At 71.5% G+C, this 25,223-nt stretch carries 25 protein-coding genes; 15 read left to right on the forward strand and 10 right to left on the reverse strand.

The window, feature by feature from the left end; translation table 11 throughout:
* Positions 1-176 precede the first annotated feature (176 nt).
* The 3 genes from kbpA (at position 177) to ABKA17_RS28240 (ending at position 4,130) form a co-directional block, all read left to right on the forward strand.
* Positions 177-923 carry an AfsK-binding protein KbpA gene (kbpA, locus tag ABKA17_RS28230; protein ID WP_353695068.1) on the forward strand — a complete coding sequence of 249 codons (747 nt, stop codon included), beginning with the start codon at positions 177-179 and terminating at the stop codon, positions 921-923.
* Between the two features lie 169 nt (positions 924-1,092).
* Positions 1,093-3,429: a protein serine/threonine kinase AfsK gene (gene afsK, locus ABKA17_RS28235; RefSeq protein WP_353695069.1), complete on the forward strand. Its 2,337-nt coding sequence runs from the start codon at positions 1,093-1,095 to the stop codon at positions 3,427-3,429.
* A 206-nt stretch (positions 3,430-3,635) separates the two neighbouring features.
* Positions 3,636-4,130 (forward strand): hypothetical protein, encoded by a 495-nt coding sequence (locus ABKA17_RS28240; RefSeq protein WP_353695070.1) that lies wholly within the window; start codon positions 3,636-3,638, stop codon positions 4,128-4,130.
* Here the strand turns inward: ABKA17_RS28240 and ABKA17_RS28245 are convergent.
* Genes ABKA17_RS28245 through ABKA17_RS28255 form a run of 3 tightly spaced genes read right to left on the reverse strand, consistent with a single transcriptional unit; the run spans position 4,117 to position 6,459 of the window.
* Positions 4,117-4,890, reverse strand: a complete 774-nt coding sequence (locus ABKA17_RS28245; protein ID WP_353695071.1) for an enoyl-CoA hydratase/isomerase family protein — start codon at positions 4,888-4,890, stop codon at positions 4,117-4,119. The two genes, ABKA17_RS28240 and ABKA17_RS28245, sit on opposite strands and share 14 nt — an antisense overlap.
* Positions 4,887-5,306, reverse strand: a complete 420-nt coding sequence (locus ABKA17_RS28250) for a Zn-ribbon domain-containing OB-fold protein (RefSeq protein WP_353695072.1) — start codon at positions 5,304-5,306, stop codon at positions 4,887-4,889. Before ABKA17_RS28250 ends, ABKA17_RS28245 begins: the two co-directional genes overlap by 4 nt.
* Positions 5,307-5,310: 4 nt before the next feature.
* A complete protein-coding gene (locus ABKA17_RS28255; protein WP_353695073.1) occupies positions 5,311-6,459 on the reverse strand; it encodes a lipid-transfer protein in 1,149 nt (382 codons plus the stop codon).
* 95 nt (positions 6,460-6,554) lie between these two features.
* Between ABKA17_RS28255 and ABKA17_RS28260 the strand changes: the two genes are divergently transcribed.
* Positions 6,555-8,114: a FadD3 family acyl-CoA ligase gene (locus tag ABKA17_RS28260; RefSeq protein WP_353695074.1), complete on the forward strand. Its 1,560-nt coding sequence runs from the start codon at positions 6,555-6,557 to the stop codon at positions 8,112-8,114.
* Between the two features lie 8 nt (positions 8,115-8,122).
* On the opposite strand, the gene ABKA17_RS28265 is transcribed toward ABKA17_RS28260, so the two are convergent.
* The 3 genes from ABKA17_RS28265 to afsR all read right to left on the reverse strand — a co-directional run bounded on the left by ABKA17_RS28265 (position 8,123) and on the right by afsR (position 11,746).
* A complete protein-coding gene (locus ABKA17_RS28265; RefSeq protein ID WP_353695075.1) occupies positions 8,123-8,269 on the reverse strand; it encodes a hypothetical protein in 147 nt (48 codons plus the stop codon).
* 104 nt (positions 8,270-8,373) lie between these two features.
* Positions 8,374-8,565, reverse strand: a complete 192-nt coding sequence (locus tag ABKA17_RS28270) for a hypothetical protein (protein ID WP_353695076.1) — start codon at positions 8,563-8,565, stop codon at positions 8,374-8,376.
* Between the two features lie 223 nt (positions 8,566-8,788).
* Positions 8,789-11,746 (reverse strand): SARP-family global regulator AfsR, encoded by a 2,958-nt coding sequence (afsR, locus tag ABKA17_RS28275; RefSeq protein ID WP_353695077.1) that lies wholly within the window; start codon positions 11,744-11,746, stop codon positions 8,789-8,791.
* A 207-nt stretch (positions 11,747-11,953) separates the two neighbouring features.
* Between afsR and ABKA17_RS28280 the strand changes: the two genes are divergently transcribed.
* The 7 genes from ABKA17_RS28280 (at position 11,954) to ABKA17_RS28310 (ending at position 20,234) form a co-directional block, all read left to right on the forward strand.
* The gene (locus tag ABKA17_RS28280) at positions 11,954-13,204 is read left to right on the forward strand and encodes an amidohydrolase family protein (RefSeq protein WP_353695078.1); all 1,251 of its coding nucleotides are present in this window, start codon (positions 11,954-11,956) and stop codon (positions 13,202-13,204) included.
* Positions 13,201-14,118, forward strand: coding sequence for a TIGR03619 family F420-dependent LLM class oxidoreductase (locus ABKA17_RS28285; RefSeq protein ID WP_353695360.1), 918 nt, complete (start codon positions 13,201-13,203; stop codon positions 14,116-14,118). Before ABKA17_RS28280 ends, ABKA17_RS28285 begins: the two co-directional genes overlap by 4 nt.
* Before the next feature lie 11 nt (positions 14,119-14,129).
* The gene (locus ABKA17_RS28290) at positions 14,130-14,900 is read left to right on the forward strand and encodes an SDR family NAD(P)-dependent oxidoreductase (protein ID WP_353695079.1); all 771 of its coding nucleotides are present in this window, start codon (positions 14,130-14,132) and stop codon (positions 14,898-14,900) included.
* Positions 14,901-15,020: 120 nt separating this feature from the next.
* The gene (locus ABKA17_RS28295; protein WP_353695080.1) at positions 15,021-16,139 is read left to right on the forward strand and encodes an LLM class flavin-dependent oxidoreductase; all 1,119 of its coding nucleotides are present in this window, start codon (positions 15,021-15,023) and stop codon (positions 16,137-16,139) included.
* A gap of 95 nt (positions 16,140-16,234) precedes the next feature.
* Entirely contained in the window at positions 16,235-17,965 is a 1,731-nt protein-coding gene (locus ABKA17_RS28300; RefSeq protein WP_353695081.1) for an N-acyl-D-amino-acid deacylase family protein, read from the forward strand.
* A complete protein-coding gene (locus ABKA17_RS28305) occupies positions 17,962-19,419 on the forward strand; it encodes an aldehyde dehydrogenase family protein (RefSeq protein ID WP_353695082.1) in 1,458 nt (485 codons plus the stop codon). The genes ABKA17_RS28300 and ABKA17_RS28305 overlap by 4 nt, the downstream gene beginning before the upstream one ends.
* Positions 19,420-19,457: 38 nt before the next feature.
* On the forward strand, positions 19,458-20,234 hold the full coding sequence (locus ABKA17_RS28310) for an alpha/beta fold hydrolase (protein WP_353695083.1): 777 nt from the start codon (positions 19,458-19,460) through the stop codon (positions 20,232-20,234).
* Here the strand turns inward: ABKA17_RS28310 and ABKA17_RS28315 are convergent.
* Entirely contained in the window at positions 20,231-20,626 is a 396-nt protein-coding gene (locus tag ABKA17_RS28315; RefSeq protein WP_353695084.1) for a nitroreductase family deazaflavin-dependent oxidoreductase, read from the reverse strand. The two genes, ABKA17_RS28310 and ABKA17_RS28315, sit on opposite strands and share 4 nt — an antisense overlap.
* A gap of 42 nt (positions 20,627-20,668) precedes the next feature.
* Here ABKA17_RS28315 and ABKA17_RS28320 point away from each other — a divergent pair, with 42 nt between their 5' ends.
* Positions 20,669-21,496 carry an endonuclease/exonuclease/phosphatase family protein gene (locus tag ABKA17_RS28320; RefSeq protein WP_353695085.1) on the forward strand — a complete coding sequence of 276 codons (828 nt, stop codon included), beginning with the start codon at positions 20,669-20,671 and terminating at the stop codon, positions 21,494-21,496.
* Here the strand turns inward: ABKA17_RS28320 and ABKA17_RS28325 are convergent.
* Positions 21,482-21,664 carry a DUF397 domain-containing protein gene (locus tag ABKA17_RS28325; RefSeq protein ID WP_353695086.1) on the reverse strand — a complete coding sequence of 61 codons (183 nt, stop codon included), beginning with the start codon at positions 21,662-21,664 and terminating at the stop codon, positions 21,482-21,484. The two genes, ABKA17_RS28320 and ABKA17_RS28325, sit on opposite strands and share 15 nt — an antisense overlap.
* Positions 21,665-21,674: 10 nt before the next feature.
* The gene (locus ABKA17_RS28330) at positions 21,675-22,526 is read right to left on the reverse strand and encodes a helix-turn-helix domain-containing protein (protein ID WP_353695087.1); all 852 of its coding nucleotides are present in this window, start codon (positions 22,524-22,526) and stop codon (positions 21,675-21,677) included.
* 189 nt (positions 22,527-22,715) lie between these two features.
* Here ABKA17_RS28330 and ABKA17_RS28335 point away from each other — a divergent pair, with 189 nt between their 5' ends.
* Genes ABKA17_RS28335 through ABKA17_RS28345 form a run of 3 tightly spaced genes read left to right on the forward strand, consistent with a single transcriptional unit; the run spans position 22,716 to position 23,712 of the window.
* Positions 22,716-23,159 (forward strand): ATP-binding protein, encoded by a 444-nt coding sequence (locus tag ABKA17_RS28335; protein WP_353695088.1) that lies wholly within the window; start codon positions 22,716-22,718, stop codon positions 23,157-23,159.
* A gap of 50 nt (positions 23,160-23,209) precedes the next feature.
* The gene (locus tag ABKA17_RS28340) at positions 23,210-23,482 is read left to right on the forward strand and encodes a hypothetical protein (protein WP_353695089.1); all 273 of its coding nucleotides are present in this window, start codon (positions 23,210-23,212) and stop codon (positions 23,480-23,482) included.
* Positions 23,479-23,712, forward strand: coding sequence for a hypothetical protein (locus ABKA17_RS28345; protein ID WP_353695090.1), 234 nt, complete (start codon positions 23,479-23,481; stop codon positions 23,710-23,712). Before ABKA17_RS28340 ends, ABKA17_RS28345 begins: the two co-directional genes overlap by 4 nt.
* On the opposite strand, the gene ABKA17_RS28350 is transcribed toward ABKA17_RS28345, so the two are convergent.
* A complete protein-coding gene (locus ABKA17_RS28350) occupies positions 23,681-25,195 on the reverse strand; it encodes a CehA/McbA family metallohydrolase (protein ID WP_353695091.1) in 1,515 nt (504 codons plus the stop codon). The genes ABKA17_RS28345 and ABKA17_RS28350 overlap by 32 nt on opposite strands.
* Positions 25,196-25,223 lie beyond the last annotated feature (28 nt).

The raw sequence follows: 25,223 nt of genomic DNA on the forward strand, positions 1-25,223 counted from the left end.
CGTTGTCGTCGGTTGCCGACGCTCCGCGTCGACGCCCTCCTCCGCCTTGCAGCTGGACGCACCAGGCCCCGCTCGGGAGAGTTGACAAGTGCCGTCGCTCTGTGCCGACCTGATCCGCCGGGCAGGCCCTGGTGCGCTGGTCTGCGCGCCGCGTGAGTCGCCGTTAGTTTGGCGGTATGGCCGAAAACAGGGCATCCACGTACGGAGAGGGCGTCCCGTGCTGGGTGGACGCACAGCTTCCCGACGTGGAGGCGGGCAAGCGGTTCTACGGTGAGCTCTTCGGGTGGACCTTCGAGGAGCAGCGCTACGGCGGGGCCGTACAGGCCCTGCACGGGGGTGAGCCGGTCGCCGCGCTGGCGCACAAGGCGGACGGGCGGATGCCCACCGTCTGGACGGTGTACTTCGCGACCCCCGACATCGAGGGCCTCGCCGACCGGGTCTGGGCCGCCGGCGGACAGGTCGTCACCGCCCCCATGCCGGTCGGCGACCTGGGCACCAGCGCCCTGGTCACCGACCCGGAGGGGGCCGTCTTCGGCCTCTGGGAGCCGGACTCCCACCCCGGTTTCGGCGTACGGCACGAGCCGGGCACGTTCGTCTGGGCCGAGTTGTACGCGCGGGACACCGAGGCCGCCAACACCTTCTACGGCGGGCTCTTCCACGACGCCCTCTTCGGACCGGACGCGAAGCCCGATTTCGGCCGCGCCCCGGTCTCCGACGTCTTTCCGGCCGAGATGCCGCCCCACTTTCTCGTCCACTTCGGAGTCGAGGACTGTGCGGCGGCCGTCGCCGCGGTGACCCGGCTCGGCGGACGCGTCCAGGCTCCACCCTTCGAGACGTCGTACGGGAAAGTCGCCGTCGTCACCGACAATCAGGGGGCGTCGTTCGCCGTACTGGAACGCCTCACCGCCCGACCGGAGCAGTGATACGTCCCGGTTTGGCGGTAGACATCCCGATTCGTACCCGGGTTCGCAACCTGCGCCTCGGCCAGGAAGAATCAGGGTGCGTGCCGCCATGGCGGTGCGGTGGTGAGACGCTGCACGGGGTCGCGTGCATAAGGGTGTGACGCGACCCGTACGGGGAGGTGGCAGGCAAGTGGTGGATCAGCTGACACAGCACGATCCGCGGCGGATCGGGCCGTTCGAGGTGCTGGGACGGCTGGGCGCCGGCGGCATGGGGCTGGTCTATCTCGCGCGCTCGGCGTCCGGCCGGCGCGTGGCGATCAAGACGGTCCGGACGGAGCTCGCCGAGGACCAGCTGTTCCGCGTCCGCTTCTCGCGCGAGGTGGAGGCGGCCCGCGCGGTCTCCGGCTTCTACACGGCGGCCGTCGTCGACGCCGACGCGCGCGCGGCCGTGCCCTGGCTCGCCACCGCGTACGTCCCCGCGCCCTCCCTCGAGGAGATAGTGAACGAGTGCGGGCCCATGCCGGCCCAGGCGGTGCGCTGGCTCGCGGCGGGTGTCGCGGAGGCGCTCCAGTCGATCCACGGCGCCGGACTGGTCCACCGTGACCTCAAGCCGTCGAACGTGCTGGTGGTCGAGGACGGGCCCCGGGTGATCGACTTCGGTATCGCCTCCGGTGTATCGAACACGCGTTTGACGATGACGAACGTCGCCGTCGGCACCCCCGCCTACATGTCGCCCGAGCAGGCCAAGGACTCCCGCAGCGTGACCGGCGCGAGCGATGTCTTCTCGCTCGGCTCGATGCTGGTCTTCGCCGCCACCGGACACCTGCCCTTCCACGGCGCCAACCCGGTCGAGACGGTCTTCATGCTGCTCCGCGAGGGCCCGGACCTCGAAGGCCTGCCCGACGAGCTCCGCCCGCTCATCGAGTCCTGTATGCAGATGGAGGCCACCGGCCGCCCCAACCCGGCCGACCTCCAGGCCCAGCTGGCCCCCCACCTCTTCGGCTCCGGCTCCGACGACAGCGGTACGGCGTCGGCCTGGCTGCCCGAGCGGGCCGTGAGCCTGATCGAGGGGCGCCGCAACGGACGTCCCGCCGTCAAGCCGGGTTCCGGCGGCCGCAGCGGAGGGGGCCGCGTCGCCCCCGTACCGCCGCCGCCCTCGCACGACCCCGTCGTCCCCGCACCCGTGCCCGTCGGCGCCCCCGACACCGGCCCGGTGCGCCTGGCGGGCGCCCAGGTGCCGATCGGGCCCGGACCGCGCGTCGCCGACGCCCGCGCCGCCGCCGTGAAGGCGCCGCCGCCGGAGGCGGGCCTGGTGGCCAGCTGGTCCAAGCCCCGCCCCGGGGTCAACGGCGCCGACCCCGCCGTACCCGCGCCGCCGCCGGCCCCGGAGCCGGGCGGCGGCTGGCGGCCCTGGCGGTTCCGGATGTCGAACGACGTGTGGGGCACCCCCTCCGTCGCCGACGACCTCGTCTATGTCACCTCCTTCGAGGTGCACGCCCTCGACGTGGCCACCGGCCGCCGCCGCTTCAAGACGCGTGACGTCGCCTGGTCGATGGCGGTCGCGGACGGCCGTATCCACGCCTCCGACGGCCCCACCCTCTTCGCCCTGGAGGCCCGTGAGGGCGCCGACCTGTGGCGGCTCCAGGCGGACGCCTGGGTCTACTCGCTCAGGGCCGACCGGGGCACGGTCGTCACCGGCAGCCGCGGCGGCGGCGTCCAGGGCTGGGAGGCCTCGAACGGCCAGAAGCTCTGGGAGGTCACCGGGGCCCAGACGGACTTCGAGTCCCCCGAGGCGGGCCCTGCCCTGCACGACGGCACGGTCTACGTCTGGCAGGACGCCCGGCTGCGGGCCCTGGACGCCCGCACCGGCGACGAGCGCTGGTCGTACCCCATCGGCGACGCGGTCTCCTGCGGCGGCGTACCGGTCCGGGTGACGCACGCGCCGGACGGCTATGTGTACGTCTCGGCCGGCACCCGGGTGCTCGCGCTGGACATCGCCACCGGGCATGTGAAGTGGCACTTCGAGGCCCCGGCGGTCTTCCTGTGCCCGCCGACCTTCGTGCCGGGCCCGGCGGTGACCGGCGGTGGCGTCTACCTCGCCGACTACCTCGGCACGGTCTACGCCCTCGACGCCGCCGACGGCCGCGACCGCTGGCGCATCGCCACCGAGTCCCGGGCCTCGATCGAGCCGGTGCTGGTGGTCGCGGGGCATGTGCACGTGGGCAGCGGCAAGGGGCTCTACACCCTGGACGCGGTCACCGGCACCCCGAAGTGGCGCTTCCAGGCGGGCGGCGACATCGTGGGCACCCCCGCGGTGGCGGAGGGCCGTATCCACTTCGGCTCCACCGACCATCTGCTGTACACCCTGAAGGCCGACGACGGCCGGCTGCGCTGGAAGCTGGCGACGGGCGGCGAGATCACCGGCGCCCCGGTCGTCCGGGACGGCGTGGTGTACGCGTGCAGCAAGGACCGCTGCGTGTACGCCCTCGACGCGGAGAAGGGGACGGGGACGGCCCGCACGGCCTGAGGCGACCCGGGACGGCCGTCGTACCGAGCGCTTGGAAGGGGTTCCGGACGGCGGCCGCCGATTCGGTGGGAGCGCGTGGTCATGCGTTCTTCACGGCCCTCACACCAGACGCTACGCCCGGGGCACGAGGGACGCCAGGTGACGGCTGCTAGCGTGACGTGTTCACGATCAAGCAGTCGTCTTTGGAAGTCTTTTACGGGGGAACAGTGGTCAAGCTTCGCCATGTCCGCGCGGTGGCCGTCTTCGTCGGAGTGGTGGTCGCGCTGACGGGTGCCCGGCACTCGTCCGGCGCCGGATGCTCAGGGAACAGCTCCGACTCGGGCAGCTCGTCGCACAGTTCGACGGGCGGCAGCAGTCACTACGACGACGATGACGACTCCGTCCCGGGTTCCGGCGGCGGTGTCTCCGAGACCACCCTGGGCCAGTCGACCCAGGACGTCACGATCAAGGAGTGCCGGGTCGAGGACACGGGCCTCGTCGCTGACGTCCGCGCCACCAACAGCAGCACGACCGTCACGAACGACTACATGATCGAGGTGGTCTTCAAGGACGCCTCCGGCACCGTGGTGGCGACCGAGCACAGCGGTCTCTTCGGCGTCGCCCCGGGCGCCTCCGACTCCGTCCTGGTCACCGCCGCCGACGCGACCGCCACCGACGGCACCTGCGAACTGAGCGAGGCGCAGGCCGTCAGCGCGTCCTGAACTCCGGCCGGCGGGCGGAGAACAGCTCCGCCTGCCGGTCACCGGGCAGGTTGCCCAGCGAAATCAGGTGCGGCGCCTGCGCGAACCCGGCCGCCAGGGCCGCCTCCTTGGCCGCCCACAGGGCGCGGACCGTGCCCTGGACGCCCTCGGACGGGTAACCGGCGATGACGGCGGCGCGTGCGACGGCCGTGTCCAACGCCGCTCCCGGCGCGGTGAGTTCGGAGACCAGGCCGATGTCGTACGCCCGCCGCGCGGACATCCGTTCCGCCGTCCCCATCAGCATCATCCGGGCGACCTCCCCGTACGGCATCCGCTGCGCCATGAGGACCGACTCGTAGGCGCTGACCATGCCGTAGGTGGTGTGCGGGTCGAAGAAGGTGGCCGTCGGGTCGGCGACGAGGAACTCGCTCTCGCCGAGCAGGTAGAAGGCGCCTCCGCAGGCCATTCCCTGGACGGCGGCGATCACGGGCTTCCAGAGGTCGTTGGCCTTGGGGCCGACGCGGAGCAGCGGATCGTCGGCCATGTAGGGGGAGCCCGGCTGCGGCACCTCGGCGTCCCGGTCGAGCCCGGTGCAGAAGGCGCGTTCGCCCGCGCCGGTGAGGACGATCGCCCGTACCGAGTCGTCGAACCGCAACTCCCGCCATACCGCCACGAGTTCGTCGCGCATGGCGAGGTCGATGGCGTTGAGACGGGCGGGCCGGTCGAGGGTGACGACGGCGACGGCCGTGTCCTTGTCGGCGGTGACGCGGACGCCGCTCACGGCCGCTCCAGGACCCACTGGGGAAGGCCGGACCGCTCGTCGTACACGAACCGCACCCGGGCGCCGATCCGGATGCGGTCGGGGGAGAGGGAGCCGAGAGGCGCGCCCGGTTCGGCAACGACGTTGCCGACGAGGCGGATCCGCGGATGCTCGGCCAGCTCGACGACCACGACGTTGTACGGGGACTGCTCGGCGTAGTCCGGCAGGAGGGGCGGATGGGGGACGACCCAGGACCAGACGCGGCCCTGGCCGGAGGTCCTGAGCCACTCGGAGTCGAAGGACTGGCAGTGCGGGCAGCAGGGCCGGGGCGGGAAGCGGGGTTCGCCGCAGTCGGCGCAGGCCTGGACGCGGAGTTCGCCCTGGGCGGCGTAGCGCCAGAAGGGGGCGCCGTCGGGGTCGGTGACGGGGGTGAGCACGGGGCTACCTCCTGAGCAGGAGCGCGGATGTGGGGACGCCCTCACCGGCGGTGACCAGGCAGGTCGCGGCGTCCGGGACCTGCGCGGTACCGGTGCCGCGCAGCTGCTTGACGCCCTCGTTGATGAGGTTGAAGCCGTGCACATAGGCCTCGCTCAGCCCTCCGCCCCCGGTGTTGAGCGGCAGCCGCCCGCCGATCTCCAGCGCGCCCTGCTCGGTGAACGCCCCGCCCTCGCCGCGTCCGCAGAAGCCGTAGCCCTCCAGGGAGAGCGGGACGAGGGCGGTGAACGCGTCGTAGATCTGGGCGACGTCCACGTCCTGGGGTGTGAAGTCGGCGTGCTTCCACAGATGCCGGGCGGCGGTCCAGGCCGGGCCGGTGAGCGGGTCGTCGTTCCAGTAGTTGACCATGCCGTGGTGCTGGGCGGGCAGACCCTGGGCGGCGGAGTGGACGTAGACGGGGGTGTGGGGGCAGTCCCGCGCCCGCTCTCTGCTGACGACGACACAGGCCAACGCCCCGTCCGTCTCCAGGCAGTTGTCGAAGAGACAGAGCGGCTCGCTGATCCAGCGGGAGGTCATGTACATCTCGCGGGTCAGGGGGCGTTCGTACATGACGGCCGCCGGGTTCTGGTTGGCCCTGTTCCGGCAGGCGAGGGCCACGTTGAACAGGTGGTCGCGGGTGGCGCCGTACTCGTGCAGATAACGGCGGGTGAGCATGGCGATCTCGTCGACGGGCCGGAGCAGGCCGTAGGGGCGGGTCCACTGGGCGGGAGTGGGGAGTTGGGCGGTGGTGTTCCGCCAGGGCCGGGGGCCGGACCCGCGCTTGCGGGACCGCCAGGCCACCCCGACCGTCGCCTGTCCGGAGGCGATGGCGGCCGCGAGATGGGCGACGGTGGCACAGGAACCGCCGCCCCCGTAGCCGACCTTGCTGAAGAAGGTGAGGTCACCGAAGCCGACCGCCTTCGCGAGTTCCACCTCGTCGGTCTCCTCCATGGTGAAGGAGGCCAGGGCGTCCACCTCGCCCGGGGCGATGCCGGCGTCGTCGAGAGCGGCGAGGACGGCACGGCAGGCGAGCGTTCTCTCGCCCTCGGGGAGGTTCTTGGCGAACGGTGTCTGGCCTATGCCGACGATGGCGGTGGCGTCCTTGAGTCCGGTCATCGGGCACCTCCGCGAGGGCTGTCCACCTGGCTGACAGTGCGTCAGGCTACAGCTAATCTGACGGGTAGTCAGCTACTGGGATCGGGAGGCTGGTTGTGCGCGGAGACGTGGAGTGGGGCAGCGTTCCGGGTCTGGTCCGGTCGGCGGCGGAGCGGTACGCGGACGTCGAGGCCGTGGTGGAGGGCCGCACCCGGGTGACGTACGCCGAACTGGGCGCACGGGTGGAGCGCGCGGCGGCGGCGTGCATGGCGAACGGGGTGGCGCCCGGCGACCGGGTGGCGATCTGGGCCCCCAACTCCCTGGACTGGATGGTGGCGGCGCTGGGCGCGGTGTCGGCCGGGGCGGTGCTGGTGCCGCTGAACACCCGGTTCAAGGGAGGTGAGGCGGCCGACGTACTGAGCAGGAGCGGCGCCCGACTGCTGTTCGTCACGGGCACGTTCCTCGGCACGTCGTACGTGGCGTCCCTGCGCAGGGCGGTCGCGGAGGGGCCGGGGCTGCCCGCGCTGGAGCAGGTCGTGGTGCTGTCGGACGACGCGCCCGCCGACTTCTCGACCTGGAAGGACTTCCTCGCGAGCGGGGAGGGCGTGGGGGAGGCGGAGGTACGGGAGCGGGCGGCTTCGGTACGCGGCTCATGGCCGTCGGACATCGTCTTCACGTCCGGGACGACCGGCCGCCCCAAGGGTGCGGTGATCACACACGCCCAGACGCTGCGGGCGTACGAGATCTGGAGCGACCTCGCGGGGCTGCGTCAGGGCGACCGCTATCTGATCGTGAACCCCTTCTTCCACACCTTCGGCTACAAGGCGGGCGTGATCGCCTGTCTCATGCGGGGCGCGACGATGATCCCGCAGCCGGTGTTCGACGTCGACACGGTCCTGGCGAACATCGCCGCGGAACGGGTCTCCGTCCTGCCGGGCCCCCCGACCCTCCACCAGTCCCTGCTGGACCACCCGGCCCGGACGGCGTACGACCTCTCGGCCCTCCGCCTGGTCGTGACGGGTGCGGCGGTGGTCCCGTTGACGCTGGTCGAGCGGCTGCGGGGCGAGCTGGGTGTGGAGACGGTCCTGACCGCGTACGGCCTCTCGGAGGCGAGCGGCATCGTCACGATGTGCCGCCGCGGAGACGCCCCGTCGGTCATCGCGTCGACCTCGGGCCGGGCGATCCCCGGCACGGAGGTCAGGGTCGAGGCCCCGACCGGTGAGCCCGGCGAGGTACTGGTCCGCGGCTTCAACGTCATGCGGGGCTACTTCGAGGACGAGGCGTCCACGGCGGAGGTCATGACACCGGACGGGTGGCTGCGCACCGGCGACATCGGCGTCCTGGACACGGCGGGCAACCTGCGGATCACCGACCGCCTCAAGGACATGTTCATCGTCGGCGGCTTCAACGCCTACCCGGCGGAGATAGAGCAACTCCTCGGCCTGCACCCCGACGTGGCGGACGTGGCGGTGATCGGCGTCCCGGACCCACGACTGGGCGAAGTCGGCAAGGCGTACGTCGTGCGACGGGCGGGTGCGGTGACCACCGGCGACGACCTCATCGCCTGGGCGCGGCGCGAGATGGCGAACTACAAGGTCCCGCGGGCGGTGGAGTTCGTGGCGGCGCTGCCTCGGAACGCGAGCGGGAAGGTGGTGAAGGGGGAGCTGCGGGGGTGAGGCCGGCGTTACTCCGAGACGCCCGTGGCGTGGATGTTGTCCGTGGTGACGGGGGCGTTCGGGCTGGGGGTGTCGGCGGACGCCGAGACCGCGGTACCGCCCACCGCGGCGATGGCGAGGACGACGGTGACGAGGACCTTCTTGGTGCGGTTCATCCCAACTCCCTGCTGATAAGGCCAGTTCCTGGACGCACGGCGGCCGCGGCGGCTCCCCCTCCGCGCCGCCGCGGCCGATCCCCGTGCGGGAAAAAAAGCTCTGGTCAGGCGGGCTCGTCCGTGGCGTGGACGTTGTCCGTGGAGGCCTCGCCCGTGTCCTCGCCGAGCTTGAGCGGGTCGCTCGTGGCGTGGACGTTCTTGACCTCGACGGGCTCGCTGGTCGCGTGGACGTTGTCCGTCGTCGCGGTCGGCTCGCCCGTCGCGTGGACGTTCTCGGTGCTGGTCTCGTCGCTCATGCGCTGACTCCCCTGGCAGTGTGGTGCGGTGTATGGGCGGAATCCGCCCGGCAACTCCCCCGAGGGTTGCCGGGCGGACCCGCTGGGCCGGTTCACCTTAGAGGCCCGGCCGGTTGTCGCTCCGTCTGCCCCCCGACGCGACGGCTCGACGACACTGTTGAGAGTGCCGTGCCGCGATAAACGAATGATGAACGCGCGTTTTTGCCGGTCAGGCGCGTCCCGCTCAGGCCACCGCCCTCGGACTCAGCAGCCCGCGGACCTCGTCCGCCTCCGCCGAGCCCAACGCCTCGAAGATCTCCAGGGCTTCACGCCAGCACACCTGGGCCCGGCCGAGCTGACCGATCCCGTTCAGTCCTCGCCCGAGCACGGTGAGCACGTTGGCGTGCCGCCACTCCCCGCCGATGCCGCGCAGCAGCGTCAGCGCCGTCTCGGCGTTCGCCGCCGCCTGGGCGGGACGCCGTGCCGCGAGGTCGAGTTCGGCGAGCCGGAACAGGGTCATGCCCTCCCAGAGGCGCTGGCGACTGTCGCGGAACACCCGCAACGCCTGCTGGAGGCACTCCGTCGCCTCGGACAGCCGGCCGCTCTGGGTGAGCGCGAGACCGAGCGCGTACCGGCCGTTGGCCCCCTTGAAGGCATGGCCCATGCCGTCGTACATCGCCGTGCCCTGCTCGGCCAGCTCGACGGCGCTCCCCGTCCGGCCGGTGGCGAGGTGGATGCGCGAGAGGTTGCACAGCGCGCTCGCCTCACCGGGGCGGTCACCGAGGGCGCGGAAGCTCTCGATGGCGTGCGTGAAGTACGCCATGCCCTCGTCGTGCCGGTTCTGGTACAACGCGATCACGCCGCCGATGTTGGAGGCCCAGCAGCCGGTGAGCGGGTCGTCGGCCTCACGGGCGAGCTCTGCGGCGCGTTCCGCCTCTTGGGAGGCCACGTCGAACCTGCTCCCGGAGTGCTGGTGCACGAAGGCGAGTGCCGCCGAGGCCCGCGCCTCCGTGCGGGTGTCCCCGGCCTCCTGCGCCACGTCCCGCAGCAGTGCCGCGACCGTCTCGTACTCCTTGGAGTTGGCGCCCGACTCCGCCAGGTCGACGGCCGCCCACAGGAGGTCGGCGGCGCGCCGCAGCGAGCCGGGCTGCGCGGCCTGCCGCACGCACGCCAGCAGGCAGATCGCCTCCGCGTACAGCCAGTCCTGCGCCCGGTGCCGGTCCGTGAACGTCAGGCCCGGGTACTCGGCGGGCTCCAGGTGGTCCACCAGACGGTCGCCGGGCCGTTCGACGGCGTAGACGCCCGCCGCCGTGGCCAGGTAGAAGTCGAGGAGCCGGGAGAGTGCCGCGCCCCGTTCGCTCGGTGGCCATTCGTCCCGTTCCGCGCACGCACGCGCGTAGAGCCGGACCAGGTCGTGGAAGCGGTAGCGGCCGGGCGCCGCCGATTCGAGCAGGGAGGTGTCCACGAGGGACTCCAGCAGGTCCTCGGTGTCCTCCGCGTCGAGGTCCAGTACCGCGGCCGCGGCGGCGAGCGAGATGTCCGGGCCGTCGGCCAGGCCCAGCAGGCGGAAGGCGCGGGCCTGGGCGGGCTCGAGCTGGCCGTAGCCCAGCTCGAAGGTCGCCTTCACGGCCAGGTCGCCGGCCTGGAGCTCGTCGAGGCGCCGGCGTTCGTCGGCCAGCTTCGCCGCGAGCACCGACACCGTCCAGGTCCGCCTGGCCGCGAGCCGGGACGCCGCGATGCGGATCGCCAGTGGCAGGAAGCCGCAGGCCGCGACCACGTCGAGGGCGGCCTCGCGTTCGCTGGCCACCCGCTCCTCGCCCACGATCTTCGTGAACAGGGCCAGTGCCTCGTCAGGCGACATCACGTCCAGGTCGACCAGGTGCGCCCCGGCGAGGTCCACCATCCGCACCCGGGAGGTCACGAGGGCCGCGCAGCCCGCCGTGCCGGGGAGCAGTGGACGTACCTGGGCCGCGTCGCGTGCGTTGTCCAGGAGCACCAGTACGCGGCGGCCGTCCAGGACCGAGCGGTACAGCGCGGCCCGTTCCTCCAGGGAGTCCGGGATCGCCGAGTCGGCCGTGCCCAGGGCCCGCAGGAAGGAGCCCAGTACCGTCTCCGGTTCCGCCGCCCGGGAACCCGCGCCCTGGAGGTCGACGTACAACTGGCCGTCGGGGAACGCCGAACGCGCCTCGTGCGCCACGTGCACCGCGAGCGTCGTCTTGCCCACGCCGCCGATGCCCGCGAGCGCCGAGACCGCCATCACCCGGCCCTCCGCCGTGGCGAGCACGTCGCTCAGCTCGGACACGAAGGCGGCGCGGCCGGTGAAGTCGGGGACCGTCGCCGGGAGTTGTGCCGGGCGTACGGGTACGGCCGTGGGCTCCGGCTGCGGGGACGAGGGTTCCGCGAGCGCCGGGTCCGCCTGGAGGATCCGCTGCTGGAGCTCCCGCAGGCCCGCCCGCGGGTCCACGCCCAGTTCGTCGGCGAGCAGCCGCCGGGTGTCGGCGTACACCGCGAGCGCCTCCGCCTGCCGGCCGGACCGGTACAGCGCCAGCATCAGCAGCTCGCGCAGCCGCTCCCGCAGGGGGTGCGCGGCCGTCAGCGCCGTCAGCTCGGAGACCGCCTCCGCGTGGCAGCCCTGCTCCAGGTCCATGTCGAGGCGGGACTCCAGCAGTTGGAGTCGCCATTCCTCCAGCCTGACCCGCTGCGAGGACGCGTACGGCCCCGGCACCCCCGCCAGCACCTCGCCGTCCCACACCGCCAGCGCCCGGGTCAGGACGTCCCGCGCATGGCACAGGTCCCCGCCGCCGCGCGCCTTCTCCGCCGCCGTGGCCAGCTCCTGCACCACCGTGAGGTCGAGCGCGCCCTCGCCCAGCGAGCGGATCGCGTAGCCGCCGGCGTCGCTCACCAGGACGTCGGGGCCCAGCACCTTGCGCAGCCGGGAGGCGTACGTGCGCAGCGCCGCCAGCGCCTGGGAGGGCGGTTCCTCGCCCCACAGGGCGTCGATCAGTTCGGCCGCGGTCGCCGTACGGCCCTCCCGCAGCAGCAGCGCGGCCAGCAGGGCCCGTTGCTGGGGCGAGCCCGTCGGCAGGGGCTCCTCGCCGCGCCAGGCGCGCACCGGTCCGAGCACGCTGAAGCGCAGCGGCGGTTCGGGCTCCGTAGAGGAGCCGGGACGCCGCTGCTCAGGCACCCGCGGTACACCGTCCATCGCGTCCCCCTAAACACAGTGAGCAACCACGCCAGTTTGCCTTGTTCATGGCAGATGCGTCAGCTGTGGAGAGCGTGATCACAGGTAGGCGCGCGGGATATCACAATGCCCTCACGCGGCCTTCGCACACTTCCGCACACGAACGACCAGGACCGGGCGCCGTCACCACAGCTGACGGGCCGTCAGATCGGCGCTACCGTGAGCGCCATGGAGACCACCCCGGCAAGCACCCGGGCAAGCGCCCCGGAATTCCCGAAGATCATCTCCGTCGACGACCACACCGTGGAGCCGCCGAACGTCTGGCAGGACCGGCTCCCCAAGAAGTACCTGGACACCGGCCCCCGCATAGTCCGCGCCCCGCTGAAGGAAATGACCTTCCTCGGCGGGCGGTTCAAGCCCGTGATGGGCCGTCAGGGCGACGACGGGCCGATCGGCGACTGGTGGGTCTACGAGGACCTGCACCGGCCGCTCACCCGCCTCGACACCGCCGTCGGCTACAGCAGGGACGAGATCAAGCTCGAAGTCATCACTTACGAGCAGATGCGCCCGGGCTCCCACGACGTCCCCGCCCGCCTCGCCGACATGGACGTCAACCACGTCCAGTCCGCCCTCTGCTTCCCCACCTTCCCGCGCTTCTGCGGCCAGACCTTCACCGAGGCCGAGGACCGTGAGCTGGGCCTGCTGTGCGTGCAGGCCTACAACGACTGGATGGTGGAGGAGTGGTGCGGCCCGAAGGCCCAGGGCCGGCTCATCCCCCTTACCCTCATCCCCCTGTGGGACGCCGAGTTGGCAGCCGAGGAGGTCCGTCGCATGGCGGGACAGGGTGTCCGGGCCGTCGCCTTCTCCGAGATACCCCCGCACCTCGGCCTGCCCTCCGTCCACACCGACGCCTGGGACCCCTTCCTCGCCGCCTGCGACGAGACCGGCACCGTCATCGCCATGCACATCGGCTCCTCCAGCCGGATGCCCTCCACCTCCGCCGACGCCCCGCCCGCCGTCGGCTCCACCATCACCTTCGCCAACTGCTGCTTCTCGATGGTCGACTGGCTGATGAGCGGCAAGTTCGAACGCTTCCCGAACCTCAAGGTCATGTACGCCGAGGGCCAGATCGGCTGGATCCCCTACATCCTGGAGCGCGCCGACGTCGTCTGGGAGGAGAACCGCGGCTGGGGCGGCGTCGCCGACAAGGTCCACCGCCCACCGTCCGAGATCTTCGCCGACCACGTCTACGGCTGCTTCTTCGACGACGCCTTCGGCCTCAAGAACCTCGACGCCATCGGCCTGGCCAACGTCCTCTACGAGACCGACTACCCCCACTCCGACTCCACCTGGCCCAAGTCCCGCGAGGTCGGCGAGGCCCAGATGGGGCACCTGGCCCCGGACGTGATCGAGAAGATCGTCCGCGGCAACGCCATCGAACTCCTCGGACTCACCCCGGAAGGGCTGTGGGCGAGGTGACGGACTACGGCATCCAACTCCCCGTCCAGTCCCAGAGCACCATCTACGCCGAACCCTGGGAGGCCGCAGCCGGCCCCGCCGACCTCCTCGACATCGCCCGCGCCGCCGACCGTGCCGGCTTCGCCTACGTCGCTACCTGCGACCACGTCGCCATCCCGCGGCGCCTCGCCCCCGCTATGAGCACGGTCTGGTACGACCCCGTCGCCACCCTCGCCTACCTCGCCGCGGCGACCGAGCGCGTACGACTGCTCAGCCATGTGGCCGTGGTCGGGCTGCGCCACCCGCTCCTCACCGCCAAGCAGTACGCCACCCTCGACCATCTGAGCGGCGGCCGGCTGATCCTCGGGGTCGGGGCCGGGCATGTCCAGGAGGAGTTCGAGGTGCTCGGGGTCGACTTCGCAGGGCGCGGGGCCGTCCTGGACGAGTCGATCGACGCCCTCCGCAAGGCCCTCGGCCCCGAGGAGTTCCCCGAACACCACGGCAAGCTCTACGACTTCGAGGGACTCGGCCAGCGCCCCCGGCCCGCACAGGCCCACGTTCCGCTGTGGGTCGGGGGCTCCTCCCCGGCCGCCGTACGCCGGGCCGCCCTCAAGGGCGACGGCTGGCTGCCCCAGGGCGACCCCCGGGACCGGCTGCCCGGGCAAATCGTTCGTGTACGGCGGCTGCGGGCGGAGGCGGGTCGCGAAGGGCCGTTCACCATCGGGGCCATCGCCGAGCCGCTGTACGTCGGTACGCCCGCGTGGGACACCGGCCGCCGCACCCTCACCGGCCCCCCGGAGCAGCTCGCCGAGTCCCTGCGGGCCTACCGCGCGATGGGCGTGCACCAGATCCAGGTGCGGTTCCGCAGCCGGAGCCGCGCGGAACTCACCGACCAGATCGCGGCGTTCGGCGCCGACATCGGCCCCCACCTCTGAGGAGTCACCGCATGGGCAAGCTGGACGGACGTGTCGTGATCGTGACCGGGGCGGCGCGCGGGCAGGGGGAGCAGGAGGCGCGGCTGTTCCGGGAGGAGGGGGCGCAGGTCGTCCTCGCCGACGTCCTCGACGATCAGGGGAAGGAACTCGCCGAGGAGATAGGGGCGTTGTACGTCCACCTCGACGTACGGGAGGAGTCCGGCTGGCGGGCCGCGGTGGAGGCGGCCGTCGAGGAGTACGGCCGGATCGACGGGCTAGTCAACAACGCCGGGATCCTGCGCTTCAACGCGCTCCTGGACACCCCTCTCGACGAGTTCATGCAGATCGTCCAGGTCAACCAGGTCGGCTGCTTCCTCGGCATCAAGACCGTCGGGCCGGTCATGGCCGACGGGGGCACGATCGTCAACACCGCCTCCTACACCGGCGTGACGGGGATGGCGGGCGTGGGTGCCTACGCCGCCTCCAAGCACGCGATCCTCGGGCTCACCCGGGTCGCCGCGCTGGAGCTGGCGCCGCGCGGGATCAGGGTCAACGCCATGTGCCCGGGGGCCGTGGACACCGCGATGTCCAACCCGGCCGTCCTGGACCCGTCGGCGGACGGGGAGCAGGCCTCCCGGGGGCTCGACCGCTTCTACCGCAAGGTCGTACCGCTCGGCCGGATCGGCCGGTCGGAGGAGGTCGCGGCGCTGGCGCTGTTCCTGACCTCCGCCGACTCCTCGTACATCACCGGGCAGCCGTTCGTGATCGACGGGGGGTGGCTGGCGGGGGTCTCCGTCATCTGACCGCATCCGTGGCATCTGACTGGACGTCAGCTATTGACGCTGTATCCACCCGGTGCCACAGTCGGCGGCAGATCTGGAATCTGACGATGCGTCAGAAACAACTGGGGATGGTGAACCTCCTTGGAATTCGGGCTCTTTGTACAGGGATACGTGGGCAAGCGCGGCGAGACCGACCCGCTGGCCGAGCACAAGGCGCTGATGGAGGAGACCGAGTACGTCATCCAGGCGGACAAGTCCGGCTTCAAGTACGCCTGGGCCTCCGAGCACCACTTCCTGGAGGAGTACTCGCACCTCTCCGCCAACGACGTCTTCCTCGGGTACCTGGCGCACGCCACGGAGCGGATCCATCTCGGCTCGGGGATCTTCAACCCCCTCGCCCAGGTCAACCACCCCGTGAAGGTCGCCGAGAAGGTCGCCATGCTCGACCATCTCACCGGCAACCGCTTCGAGTTCGGGAGCGGGCGCGGGGCCGGGTCGCACGAGATCCTCGGGTTCATACCGGGTGTGACCGACATGAACTACACCAAGGAGATCTGGGAAGAGACCATCGTCGAGTTCCCCAAGATGTGGCTCCAGGACGAGTACGTCGGCTTCCACGGCAAGCACTGGCAGCTGCCGCCACGCAAGGTGCTGCCCAAGCCGTACGGGAAGTCGCACCCCGCGATGTGGTACGCCGCCGGGTCGCCGCCCTCGTACGCCATGGCGGCGAAGAAGGGGCTCGGGGTGCTGGGCTTCAGCGTGCAGAAGGTCTCCGACATGGAGTGGGTGCTGGAGCAGTACAAGACGGCGGTCGTGAACGCGGAGCCGATCGGGGACTTCGTCAACGACAACGTGATGGTGACGACGACGGCGATCTGCGCGCCGACGCACGCGGAGGCGATCGAGGTCGCCGTCAACGGGGGGCTGCACTATCTGCCCTCGCTGGTGTTCCGGTACCACGACACGTTTCCTCGTCCCGAGGGGTTCCCGGTGTGGCCGGAGACGTTGCCGGAGTACAACGCGGAGTTCGTGGAGCTGCTCATCGAGGAGGAGCTGCTGATCTGTGGGGATCCGGATGAGGTGGCTCGGCAGTGCAAGCGGTGGGAGCAGGCGGGGGCGGATCAGTTGAGCTTCGGGTTGCCTGTCGGGGTGCCGAAGGAGGAGACGTTGCAGACGATTCGGTTGATCGGGGAGCACGTGATTCCGAAGATCGACACGGATCCTGTGCATCGGACTTCCCGGTTCCGGGCTGCCTCGTAAGCGCCGTTGCGGGGTGCGGGTGCGTTGTGGCTGGTCGCGCAGTTCCCCGCGCCCCTGGGTAGGTAGATCCGCCGCCAACTGGGAGGTGAACCTCCGTGCTCGATCACGTCATCAAAGGTGCGGCCGTCGTCGACGGGACCGGCGCCCCCGCCTATACCGCCGACGTCGGAATCCGCGACGGGCGTATCGCCGTCATCGGCCAAGTCACCGAAGAAGCCCGCTCCACCGAGGACGCCGCCGGACTCGTCCTCGCCCCCGGCTTCGTCGACCCCCACACCCACTACGACGCTCAGCTGTTCTGGGACCCGTACGCCACGCCCTCCCTCAACCACGGTGTCACCACCGTCGCCGCCGGGAACTGTGGGTTCACCCTCGCGCCCCTCAACCCCGATCGTCCCGAGGACGCCGACTACACGCGTCGGATGATGTCCAAGGTGGAGGGGATGTCGCTGGTCGCCCTGGAGGAGGGGGCGCCATGGAACTGGAACTCCTTCGGGGAGTATCTGGACGCGCTCGAAGGGCGGATCGCGGTCAACGCCGGGTTCATGGTGGGGCATTGTGCGTTGCGGCGGTATGTGATGGGGCCGGAGGCCGTCGGGGGGCAGCCCAGTCGTACGCAACTCGACGCCATGCTGCGGTTGTTCCACGAGGCCATGGACGCCGGGGCCTGGGGGCTCTCCACCACGCAGTCGTCCACGCACTCCGACGGTGACGGGCGGCCCGTCGCCTCGCGGCATGCCGAGCCGGGCGAACTGATCGCGCTCGCCAGGGCCGTGGGGGAGCATGAGGGAACGCAGATCGAGGCGATCGTCGCCGGATGTCTCGACCAGTTCAGTGACGCCGAGATCGATCTGTTCGTGGAGATGAGCGCGGCCGCGGGACGGCCCCTGAACTGGAACGTCCTCACCGTCGACGCCTCCGTGCCCGAACGTGTGCCCCGTCAGCTGCTCGCCAGTGAGCGGGCCCGGAAGGCGGGTGGGCGGATCGTCGCGCTCACCATGCCGATCCTGACGCCGATGAACATGTCCCTCGGGACCTTCTGCGCGCTCAATCTCATCCCCGGGTGGGGGCCCATTCTCGGGCTGCCGGTGCCCGAGCGGATCGCCAAGCTACGGGACGCCGACGTCCGCGCCGAGATGCTGCGGCGCGCCGACTCCAAGGAGGCCGGCGTCTTCCGGCGGCTCGCCAACTTCGGGCGGTACGTCATCGGCGACACCTACAGCGAGGCGAACCGTGGGTTGAGCGGGCGGGTCGTGAAGGACATCGCGGCGGAGCGGGGGCAGGACCCGTTCCACTGTCTGGTCGAGATCTGCGCGGCCGACGATCTCCGTACGGTCCTGTGGCCCATGCCCACCGACAACGACCCCGCCTCCTGGGCCCTGCGCGCCGAGACCTGGCAGCACGAGGACGTGATGCTGGGTGGGTCCGACGCCGGGGCGCATCTGGACCGGATGTGCGGGGCGCCGTACACCACCCGGTTCATCGGGGACTGTCTGCGCGGCCGGAGGCTGGCCACCCTGGAGCAGGCGGTGAAGATGCTCACCGACGACCCGGCGCGGCTCTTCGGGCTCCGGGAGCGCGGGCGGATCCAGGAGGGCTTCCATGCGGACCTCGTGCTCTTCGACCCGGAGCGGATCGACGCGGGCACGGCCACCCTGGTGCACGACCTGCCGGGTGACAGTCCGCGACTGGACTCCAAGGCCATCGGGATACGGGCCGTGTGGGTCAACGGCGTCGAGGCGATCCGGGACGACGTGGTGAGCGGGGCCGTGCCGGGCCGGGTGCTGCGGTCGGGGCGGGACACCCGGACGGTGGCGACCGCATGACCCGGGAGCGCAGGCAGCGGCTGTTCGTCGGCGGGGAGTGGACCGAGCCCGAGGTCGGGCACTACGCCGTCGTCGATCCGGCCACCGAGCAGACCATCGGGTGGGCGCCGGAGGCCTCGCGGGATCAGGTGCACGCGGCCTGTGCCGCGGCCCGCGAGGCCTTCGGGCCGTGGTCGCGCACCGCGCCCGAGGAACGGGCGGCGCTGCTCGCGCGGGCCGCCGACGTCATCCGGTCGCGGTTCGTGGAGTACGCCGAGCTGGCCCAGGCCGAGACCGGCGCCACGACCGGCACGGCGCGGGCCATGCAGGTCGGGGTCGCCGCCGCCCGCTTCCAGCGGTACGCGCGCGTGGAGCCCGCCGAGTGGGCGATCCCGCCGCAGATCAACGAGGCCGGGCCGATGGGGAAGGCCGCGGTGATGGGCGCGCTGGCCGTACGGCAGCCCGTCGGGGTCGTCACCTGCATCACCTCGTACAACAACCCCTGGGCCAACCCCGCGGGCAAGATCGCCCCCGCCCTCGCCATGGGCAACACGGTCGTCGTGAAGCCCGCCCCGCAGGACCCCCTGTCGGTCTTCCGGATGGCGGACGCGCTGGAGGAGGCCGGGGTGCCGCGCGGGGTGCTCAACGTCGTCTCCGGGCGGTCGGTCGAGGTCGGCGAAGCCGCCGTCGACTCGCCGGACGTCGACATGGTCTCCTTCACCGGGTCCACCGCCGTCGGGCAGCGCATCGGCGAGGTGTGCGGCCGCGGTATGAAACGGCAGCTCATGGAGCTGGGCGGGAAGGGCGCGGCGATCGTCTTCGACGACGCCGACCTGGCGTCGGCCGTCTCCGGCATCGGGACCACCTTCTCCTTCTACAGCGGCCAGATCTGCACCGCGCCGACCCGCGTGCTGGCCCAGCGCGGGGTGTACGAGCGGCTGGTCGACGGGCTCGTGGCCTACGCCGGGCATCTGAAGGTCGGGGATCCGCGGGCCGCGGACACCGTCGTCGGACCGGTGATCTCGGCCGCGCACCGGGAGCGGGTGGAGTCCTACGTCGAGATCGGACGGAAGGAGGGCGCGGTGGTCGTCGCGGGCGGCGAACGCCCGTCGTACGACCGTGGCTTCTACGTCGCACCCACCCTCCTCGCCGACTGCACGAGCGGGATGCGCGTGGTCCGTGAGGAGATCTTCGGGCCGGTCGTCGCCGTGCTGCCCTTCGACGACGAGGAGGAGGCCCTCGCCCTCGCCGCCGACTCCGACTACGGCCTCATCGACTACGTCTGGTCCGGCGACGTCGCCCGCGCCTTCCGCGTGGCACGGCGGCTGCGGGCCGGCGGGGTGGGCGTGAACACCGTCGGCCGGAACATGGAGGCGCCGTTCGGAGGGTTCAAAAAGAGCGGGGTCGGCCGGGACGTCGGCTCGTACGCGCTGCACGCGTACAGCGAGGTGCAGGCCATCGTCTGGCCGGGATGAGACGGTTCCCCGGCGCCCGGCTCGGGCACAGTCGTCCCATGGAGACCATGGTGCAGGTCAAGGACGGCGAGGTCTGGGCCGAGGACACGGGCGGGGACGGGGTCCCGGTGGTGCTGCTGCATCCCGGGATCGCGGACTCCAGGTGCTGGGAACCCGTGCTGCCGGAGCTCGCCGCCCGCCACCGAGTGATCCGCTATGACGCCCGGGGATTCGGGCGCTCACCGAACCCCACCGCCTCCTACTCCCTCGCCGAGGATCTGCGGGCCGTGCTCGACCACTTCGGTGTGGGGCGCGTGGTGCTCGTCGGTACGAGCATGGGCGGGGTGACCGCGGTCAGCGGGGCGTTGAACGAACCGTCGCGGGTGGCGGGACTGGTGCTGCTGGTGCCGGGCATCACCGGTTACCCCGACCTGGAGGACCCCGAACTGACGGCGAAGATCGGAGAGTTGGCCACCGCGGGAGACATGGAGGGCCTGCTCGCCCTGTCCCTGGAGACCTGGGCGGCGGCCGGCACACCCCCCGACGCGCAGGCCGCGGAGTGGCTGCGGGCGGCGATCCCGGCCTGGTTCACGACGTACGGCCATCAGAGCGAGGATCCCCCGGCCTTCCCGCGCCTCGGTGAGCTGACCATGCCCTGCACCCTCCTCCTCGGTGAGAGGGACACGGCCAGGACGGTCCGCTGCAACGAGGCCATGGCCGCCGCGATCCCGGACTGTCACCTCGTACGCCTGCCGGACTGCGACCATCTGCCGACCCTGCGGGCGCCGGAGACGGTACGCGACCTGGTGCTGGAGGCGGCCGCGAGCGCCTCCTAGCCGTCCAGATCCACCCGCACCGTCAGCAGTCCCGCCCCCATGATCCGCACGCCCGCGCTGTTGAGCTTCGGCAGGCCGCGCAGGCGGGCGATCGGGTCGTCGTCGGGGAGGAGGTGCGCGGTGCCGGTGTGCCAACGGCCGCGCAGCCGTACGCGTACCCGGGGGTCGGCCTTGATGTTGCGGACGTACTGCGACCGTTCGCCGAACTCGGAGACCAGCCAGAAGGATTCCCCGACCCGGCGGCCGCCCACCGGGGTGCGCCGGGGCAGGCCGGAAGTGCGGCCCGTGGTCTCCAGGACGGTCTGGAAGGGGAGGCGGCGCAGGATCGGGTTGCCGAGGTGGCGCTGAAAAGCGGAGACCGCGCGGTACTTGCGTTCGTTGTGACGGGGCATGGTCACTGAGTCTCCTGGAGATCCCGAGTCCGGTGGTGGTCGATGCGTGTGGTGACGTGGAACCTGTGGTGGCGGTTCGGCCCGTGGGCCGAGCGGCAGAAGGCGATTCTCGCCGTACTGCGCGAACTGGAGCCCGACGTGGTCGGGTTGCAGGAGGTCTGGGCGGACCGGGAGACCGGCGAGAACCTCGCCGGGTGGCTGGCGGCAGAGCTGGGCCTGCACTGGACCTGGGCGGTCTCACCGACACCGGAACGCTGGCAGCGGCGCATCGGGGACCCGTCGGTGGACATAGGCAACGCGGTGCTGAGCCGCTGGCCGATCACCGACCGGAACGTCCTCCGCCTCCCGGCCCCGCCCGACATCGACGACGGCCGACTGGCCCTGTACGCCCGCCTGGACGCCCCCGACCACCCCGTCCCCTTCTTCACCACCCACCTGGCCTCCCCCCTCCACGCCTCGGCGGTCCGCTGCCAACAGGTCACCGCGCTGTCGGAGTTCATAGCCACCCACCGCGCCGGTACCGACTTCCCACCCATCGTCACCGGCGACTTCAACGCCCTCCCCGACTCCGACGAGATCCGCCTCTTCAACGGCGTCCGCACCGCCCCCGCAGTCCCCGGCCAGTCCTTCTTCGACACCTGGGAGTACGCCGACCCGGGCGCGATCGGAGCCACCTGGGACATCGCCAACCCGTACGTCCACCCGGGCCTCGGCCCCAGCGCCCGCATCGACTACATCCACGTCGGAGCCCCGGCGGGCCCGAACGGCGAGGGCACGGTACGGGCGGTACGGCGGGCGGGCGCGGGGCCCGTGGACGGCGTGTGGCCATCGGACCACGCGGCGGTGGTCGCGGACCTATCCGACGGATGACTTCAGCATGCCGAGCAGGGCGGCGAAGGCGGCGGGACTGACGGTGAGGACGGTCTGCGGTGCCGTGTCGCGGTCGGTGAGGTGCACTGCGGTGGGGGTGCTGGATATGTGGACACAGGCGTCGCCTTCCTGGCAGTAGGACGACTTGTGCCAGCGGCGCGAGGGCATGACGGCTCCTTCAGAGGTTCTGGGCGATGGCGTGGATCAGATCCCGGGACTTCGCGGGGCTGAGGGCGATGTCCTCGACGATGTCGAGCAGGTGCCGGTACTTGTCCAGAAGGGCCTCGGCGTCGAGGAGCACCGGACCGTGGAACTGGTCGAGCTGCGCGGTGTCGAGCTGGGAGACGGGGCCGTACAGGTAGTTGATGGACTGACCTGAGCCAGGGAACGCACCGACGTCGTAAGGCAGCACCCGCAAGGTGATGTGGTCCTCTTCGCTCATGTCGAGCAGATGCTGCAACTGGGCGCGGGCCACGTTCCGACCGCCGACCAGCATGTGCAGGGCGGCCTCGTGGACGGTGGTGCGGTACGGGGTCGGATGGGCGCCGTACAGCACACCCTGCCGTTTGACCCGGTGCGAGACGCGGTGCTCGACCTCGGGTGGGGTGGGCTCGGGGATGACGTGCCGGAAGATCTCACGCGCGTGATCGGCGGTCTGCAAAAGTCCCGGCATATGGGACGTGTACGCGGTCCGGATGGCGGTCGCGTGGTGTTCCAGCTCGGCCAGGTCGAGGAGACCTGAGGGGAGCACCTCACGGTACGTCTCCCACCAGCCCAGCATCCTGTCGGCAGCCAGCTCGCTCAGGGCCTCCACGAACGTCTGGTCCGGACAGGAGTAGAGGGAGGCCAGAGCCCGAATGCGTTCGGCACTCACCCCGAACCGGGCCGACTCCACGTTGCTGAGCTGACCTTGGCTGGAGCCGAGTGCACGTGCGGCCTCGGTCGCGGTCATACCCGCGCGCTCGCGCATCTTGCGCAGCTCCACGGCGACCCGGAGACGGCGGGCCGTCAGCGGCGGTCTCGGCGGCATACGTCTTCCTCCTGGACGTCCGTTCCCGTTGGTCACTCACGCGAGGGAAGTTGTCCGCCGAACCCGCAAATGTCATTTGCTGAGCCGCTAATGTCATTCACGGGCGCCCCGTCTGGAAGCGCACCGTGGGACGCCACGGCGGAGACACCAGGCACCGGTCCAACTCCCCCCGTCGAGCGGAGACTTCCGATGGCCACCGTATCCCCGTCCTGGAACTACACCCTGCACCTCCCGCACGATCCCCGTGCCCCGGGTATCGCCCGAGGCGCCCTGAGACTGATCCTGGCCGCGCACGAGATGCCCGACCTCACCCCCACCGCGGAGCTCCTCGCGGCGGAACTGCTGACGAACTCGCACTGTCACACGAAGGGCCCGTACGCCCTCCGGGTCTTCTCGTCGCACCCCGGCCGCCTCCGGGTCGCCGTATGGGACACGGACCCCCGAGTCCCGCCCGGATTCTCGACCGAGACCACCCCCGAACCACCGCCCCCGCACGCCGAGCACGGCAGGGGCCTGGCGTTGGTCCGGGCCTGCGCGGACACCTGGGGCGCGTCGGTGCTCCGCGAGCTGGGCGCGTCGAAGGGCGGCAAGCTGCTGTGGGCCGAGTGCGGAGGCGGGGCGGCGGCGTGGTGAGCAGGGCCATACTGGGAACCGGAGCGAGGCCCGTTCATCAGGAGCTGATCATGAGCGCACAGCCCGAGCACGGCTGGGGAGCGATGCCCCTGCCCGAGATCCGGACCGTGGACGACCTGCGCAGTGCGCTCAGCCGCTACGGCTTCCCGGGTGACCGCGAGCGCTTCGAGGAAGAGCTGGCCGCCGCCATAGGAGCCGCCCCGACCAACGACTTCGCGGGCGCCGCAGCCGTGGTCCGCGCCTACCGCCACCGGGTCCTGATCAGGAACTCGCCCGAGATCATGACGGCCCTGGAAGACGCGCGTGGCGGCGGTGGTACGTGAGCGAGATCCCGCTGGAGGAGGCCGAGCCCGCGAGGAAGGCGTTCGGTGATCTCACGGAGGGGGAGCGGGAAGCGGTCCGGGACGCCCTGAGCGTGATCGCCCGGGCCCCGACGGCCGGCCGCGAGATCCCCGGTTGGCGTCCACCTTCCGTCGAGTACACGTACACGACCCCGCTGGCCCGCGACTCCGCCGCAGCGATCACCCGGCGTCGAGGAAGATCGGGTTCGTGAACGCCGCCAGCGCCCCCGGCAACGGTCCCACCGACCCCTCGTGCCTCAACTCGGCCCGCACATAAGCCGCGTACGCGGGTGTGGTCCGCCACTCCACCACCCCCGATCCGGAGGCCGGCAGCGGGGCGCTCGTGAACAGCACGCCCTGGTCGGTCACGAACCGGACCGTGCAGCGGGGCGCGCCCGTCGCCTCCAGTCGTACCGTCACCGGTGTGTCCGCGGCCGCCCTCAACCGGCCGCCGATGCCCGCGTGTTCGCCCTTGCCGCCCGACGCCGTGAAGGTCAGGGACACGTTCTTGGACTCGGCCACATAGGACCGCCCTGCCCGGATGCCCTCCTGGATCGCCTCGCGGGTCAGGGCGTCGGCGAGGACGACCGTCTGGGGGAGGCCGATGACGTCCGGGTCGCGGTGGGCGTCGCTGTTGCCCATCGCCGGGAGCCAGGCGCGGCCCTCGCGTGTCGATACGACGAGCATGGCGTCCCAGTCGGCCAGGGCCACCTCGTCGTCCGGGGTGTACGGCCCGTTCCAGACCTCCACCGCGTCCGCCTCGCCGAAGCCGAAGCGCCAGCCGCAGCCGATGCAGGTGGCGTGCGGGTGGGCGGGGACGACCAGGCCGCCGGAGCGTCGGATTCGGCGGGCGAAACGGCCGAAGCGGTTGTCTCGGGCCCGGTAGCGCCAGTCGATGAACGTGCCGGGGTCCGTGCCCAGCGCGACGACGTGGCCGTTCCGAGTCGTGACCTCCTCGCCGAGCATGATCAGCAGGTCGTCGCCCGCCACGTCCGCCCAATGCGGGTGCGCCGCATGCGTGTTGTGCTCCGAGGTGTTGATGAAGTCAAGGCCCGCCGCCCGGGCCAGGGCGCCGATCTCGGCCGGGGTACGGCGGCCGTCCGAGTACCAGGAGTGCAGATGGCAGTCGCCCCGGTACCAGGCCCGGCCCCGCCCCCGCGCCCGGGAGGGCGGGTACGTCGGCTCCACCACCTCGCCCGGCTCGCCGTAGGTCAGCGTGACCGTGATCTCGTACGACAGGCCCTGGGGCGCCACCGTGTACGGGCCCAGGGCGATCGACCAGGTGCCCTCGCGCACCGGGCCCGGGATGTAACCGGGCGTGGCGTCGTCGGCGCGGAGGAAGAACTCCGAGCGGGCTCCGCCCGACCAGCCCCTGAAGCCGGAGCCGCCCAGCTCCGTGCCCCGCTCGTCGAAGATGCCGATGTCGAGGGCGTTGCCGGCCGTGCCGGTCGGGACGGTGGGGCGGTCGTAGGTGTAGGCGACCCTGATCTCCCGTACGCCGGCCGGGACTTCGACCGGTACGTACACGAAGTCGGGGGACCCGGTGGGCAGCGTGCCCCGGATCGTCTTCGTCTCCTGGTCTCCGTCGGCGGCCGCGGACGCTGAAGCGAAGGTCACGCTTCCCAACGTAAGCGCGGCGGCGGCGCCCGTCACGACGAGTGTGCGTCTTCCGATGGGGTGCTCGTCTTCAGACATGCGTTCCACTGTCGTGGACGGCAGTGAA

The sequence above is a fragment of the Streptomyces sp. RG80 genome (assembly GCF_040446465.1).
Classification (GTDB): domain Bacteria; phylum Actinomycetota; class Actinomycetes; order Streptomycetales; family Streptomycetaceae; genus Streptomyces.

What these genes read in the sequence shown, in the direction of transcription:
- kbpA (WP_353695068.1), top strand. Translation starts at nt 177, where the DNA reads ATGGCCGAAAACAGGGCATCCACGTACGGAGAGGGCGTCCCGTGCTGG.
- ABKA17_RS28255 (WP_353695073.1), bottom strand. Translation starts at nt 6,459, where the DNA reads ATGACCGGACTCAAGGACGCCACCGCCATCGTCGGCATAGGCCAGACA.
- ABKA17_RS28265 (WP_353695075.1), bottom strand. Translation starts at nt 8,269, where the DNA reads ATGAACCGCACCAAGAAGGTCCTCGTCACCGTCGTCCTCGCCATCGCC.
- ABKA17_RS28270 (WP_353695076.1), bottom strand. Translation starts at nt 8,565, where the DNA reads ATGAGCGACGAGACCAGCACCGAGAACGTCCACGCGACGGGCGAGCCG.
- afsR (WP_353695077.1), bottom strand. Translation starts at nt 11,746, where the DNA reads ATGGACGGTGTACCGCGGGTGCCTGAGCAGCGGCGTCCCGGCTCCTCT.
- ABKA17_RS28280 (WP_353695078.1), top strand. Translation starts at nt 11,954, where the DNA reads ATGGAGACCACCCCGGCAAGCACCCGGGCAAGCGCCCCGGAATTCCCG.
- ABKA17_RS28290 (WP_353695079.1), top strand. Translation starts at nt 14,130, where the DNA reads ATGGGCAAGCTGGACGGACGTGTCGTGATCGTGACCGGGGCGGCGCGC.
- ABKA17_RS28305 (WP_353695082.1), top strand. Translation starts at nt 17,962, where the DNA reads ATGACCCGGGAGCGCAGGCAGCGGCTGTTCGTCGGCGGGGAGTGGACC.
- ABKA17_RS28310 (WP_353695083.1), top strand. Translation starts at nt 19,458, where the DNA reads ATGGAGACCATGGTGCAGGTCAAGGACGGCGAGGTCTGGGCCGAGGAC.
- ABKA17_RS28315 (WP_353695084.1), bottom strand. Translation starts at nt 20,626, where the DNA reads ATGCCCCGTCACAACGAACGCAAGTACCGCGCGGTCTCCGCTTTTCAG.
- ABKA17_RS28320 (WP_353695085.1), top strand. Translation starts at nt 20,669, where the DNA reads ATGCGTGTGGTGACGTGGAACCTGTGGTGGCGGTTCGGCCCGTGGGCC.
- ABKA17_RS28325 (WP_353695086.1), bottom strand. Translation starts at nt 21,664, where the DNA reads ATGCCCTCGCGCCGCTGGCACAAGTCGTCCTACTGCCAGGAAGGCGAC.
- ABKA17_RS28330 (WP_353695087.1), bottom strand. Translation starts at nt 22,526, where the DNA reads ATGCCGCCGAGACCGCCGCTGACGGCCCGCCGTCTCCGGGTCGCCGTG.
- ABKA17_RS28335 (WP_353695088.1), top strand. Translation starts at nt 22,716, where the DNA reads ATGGCCACCGTATCCCCGTCCTGGAACTACACCCTGCACCTCCCGCAC.
- ABKA17_RS28340 (WP_353695089.1), top strand. Translation starts at nt 23,210, where the DNA reads ATGAGCGCACAGCCCGAGCACGGCTGGGGAGCGATGCCCCTGCCCGAG.
- ABKA17_RS28350 (WP_353695091.1), bottom strand. Translation starts at nt 25,195, where the DNA reads ATGTCTGAAGACGAGCACCCCATCGGAAGACGCACACTCGTCGTGACG.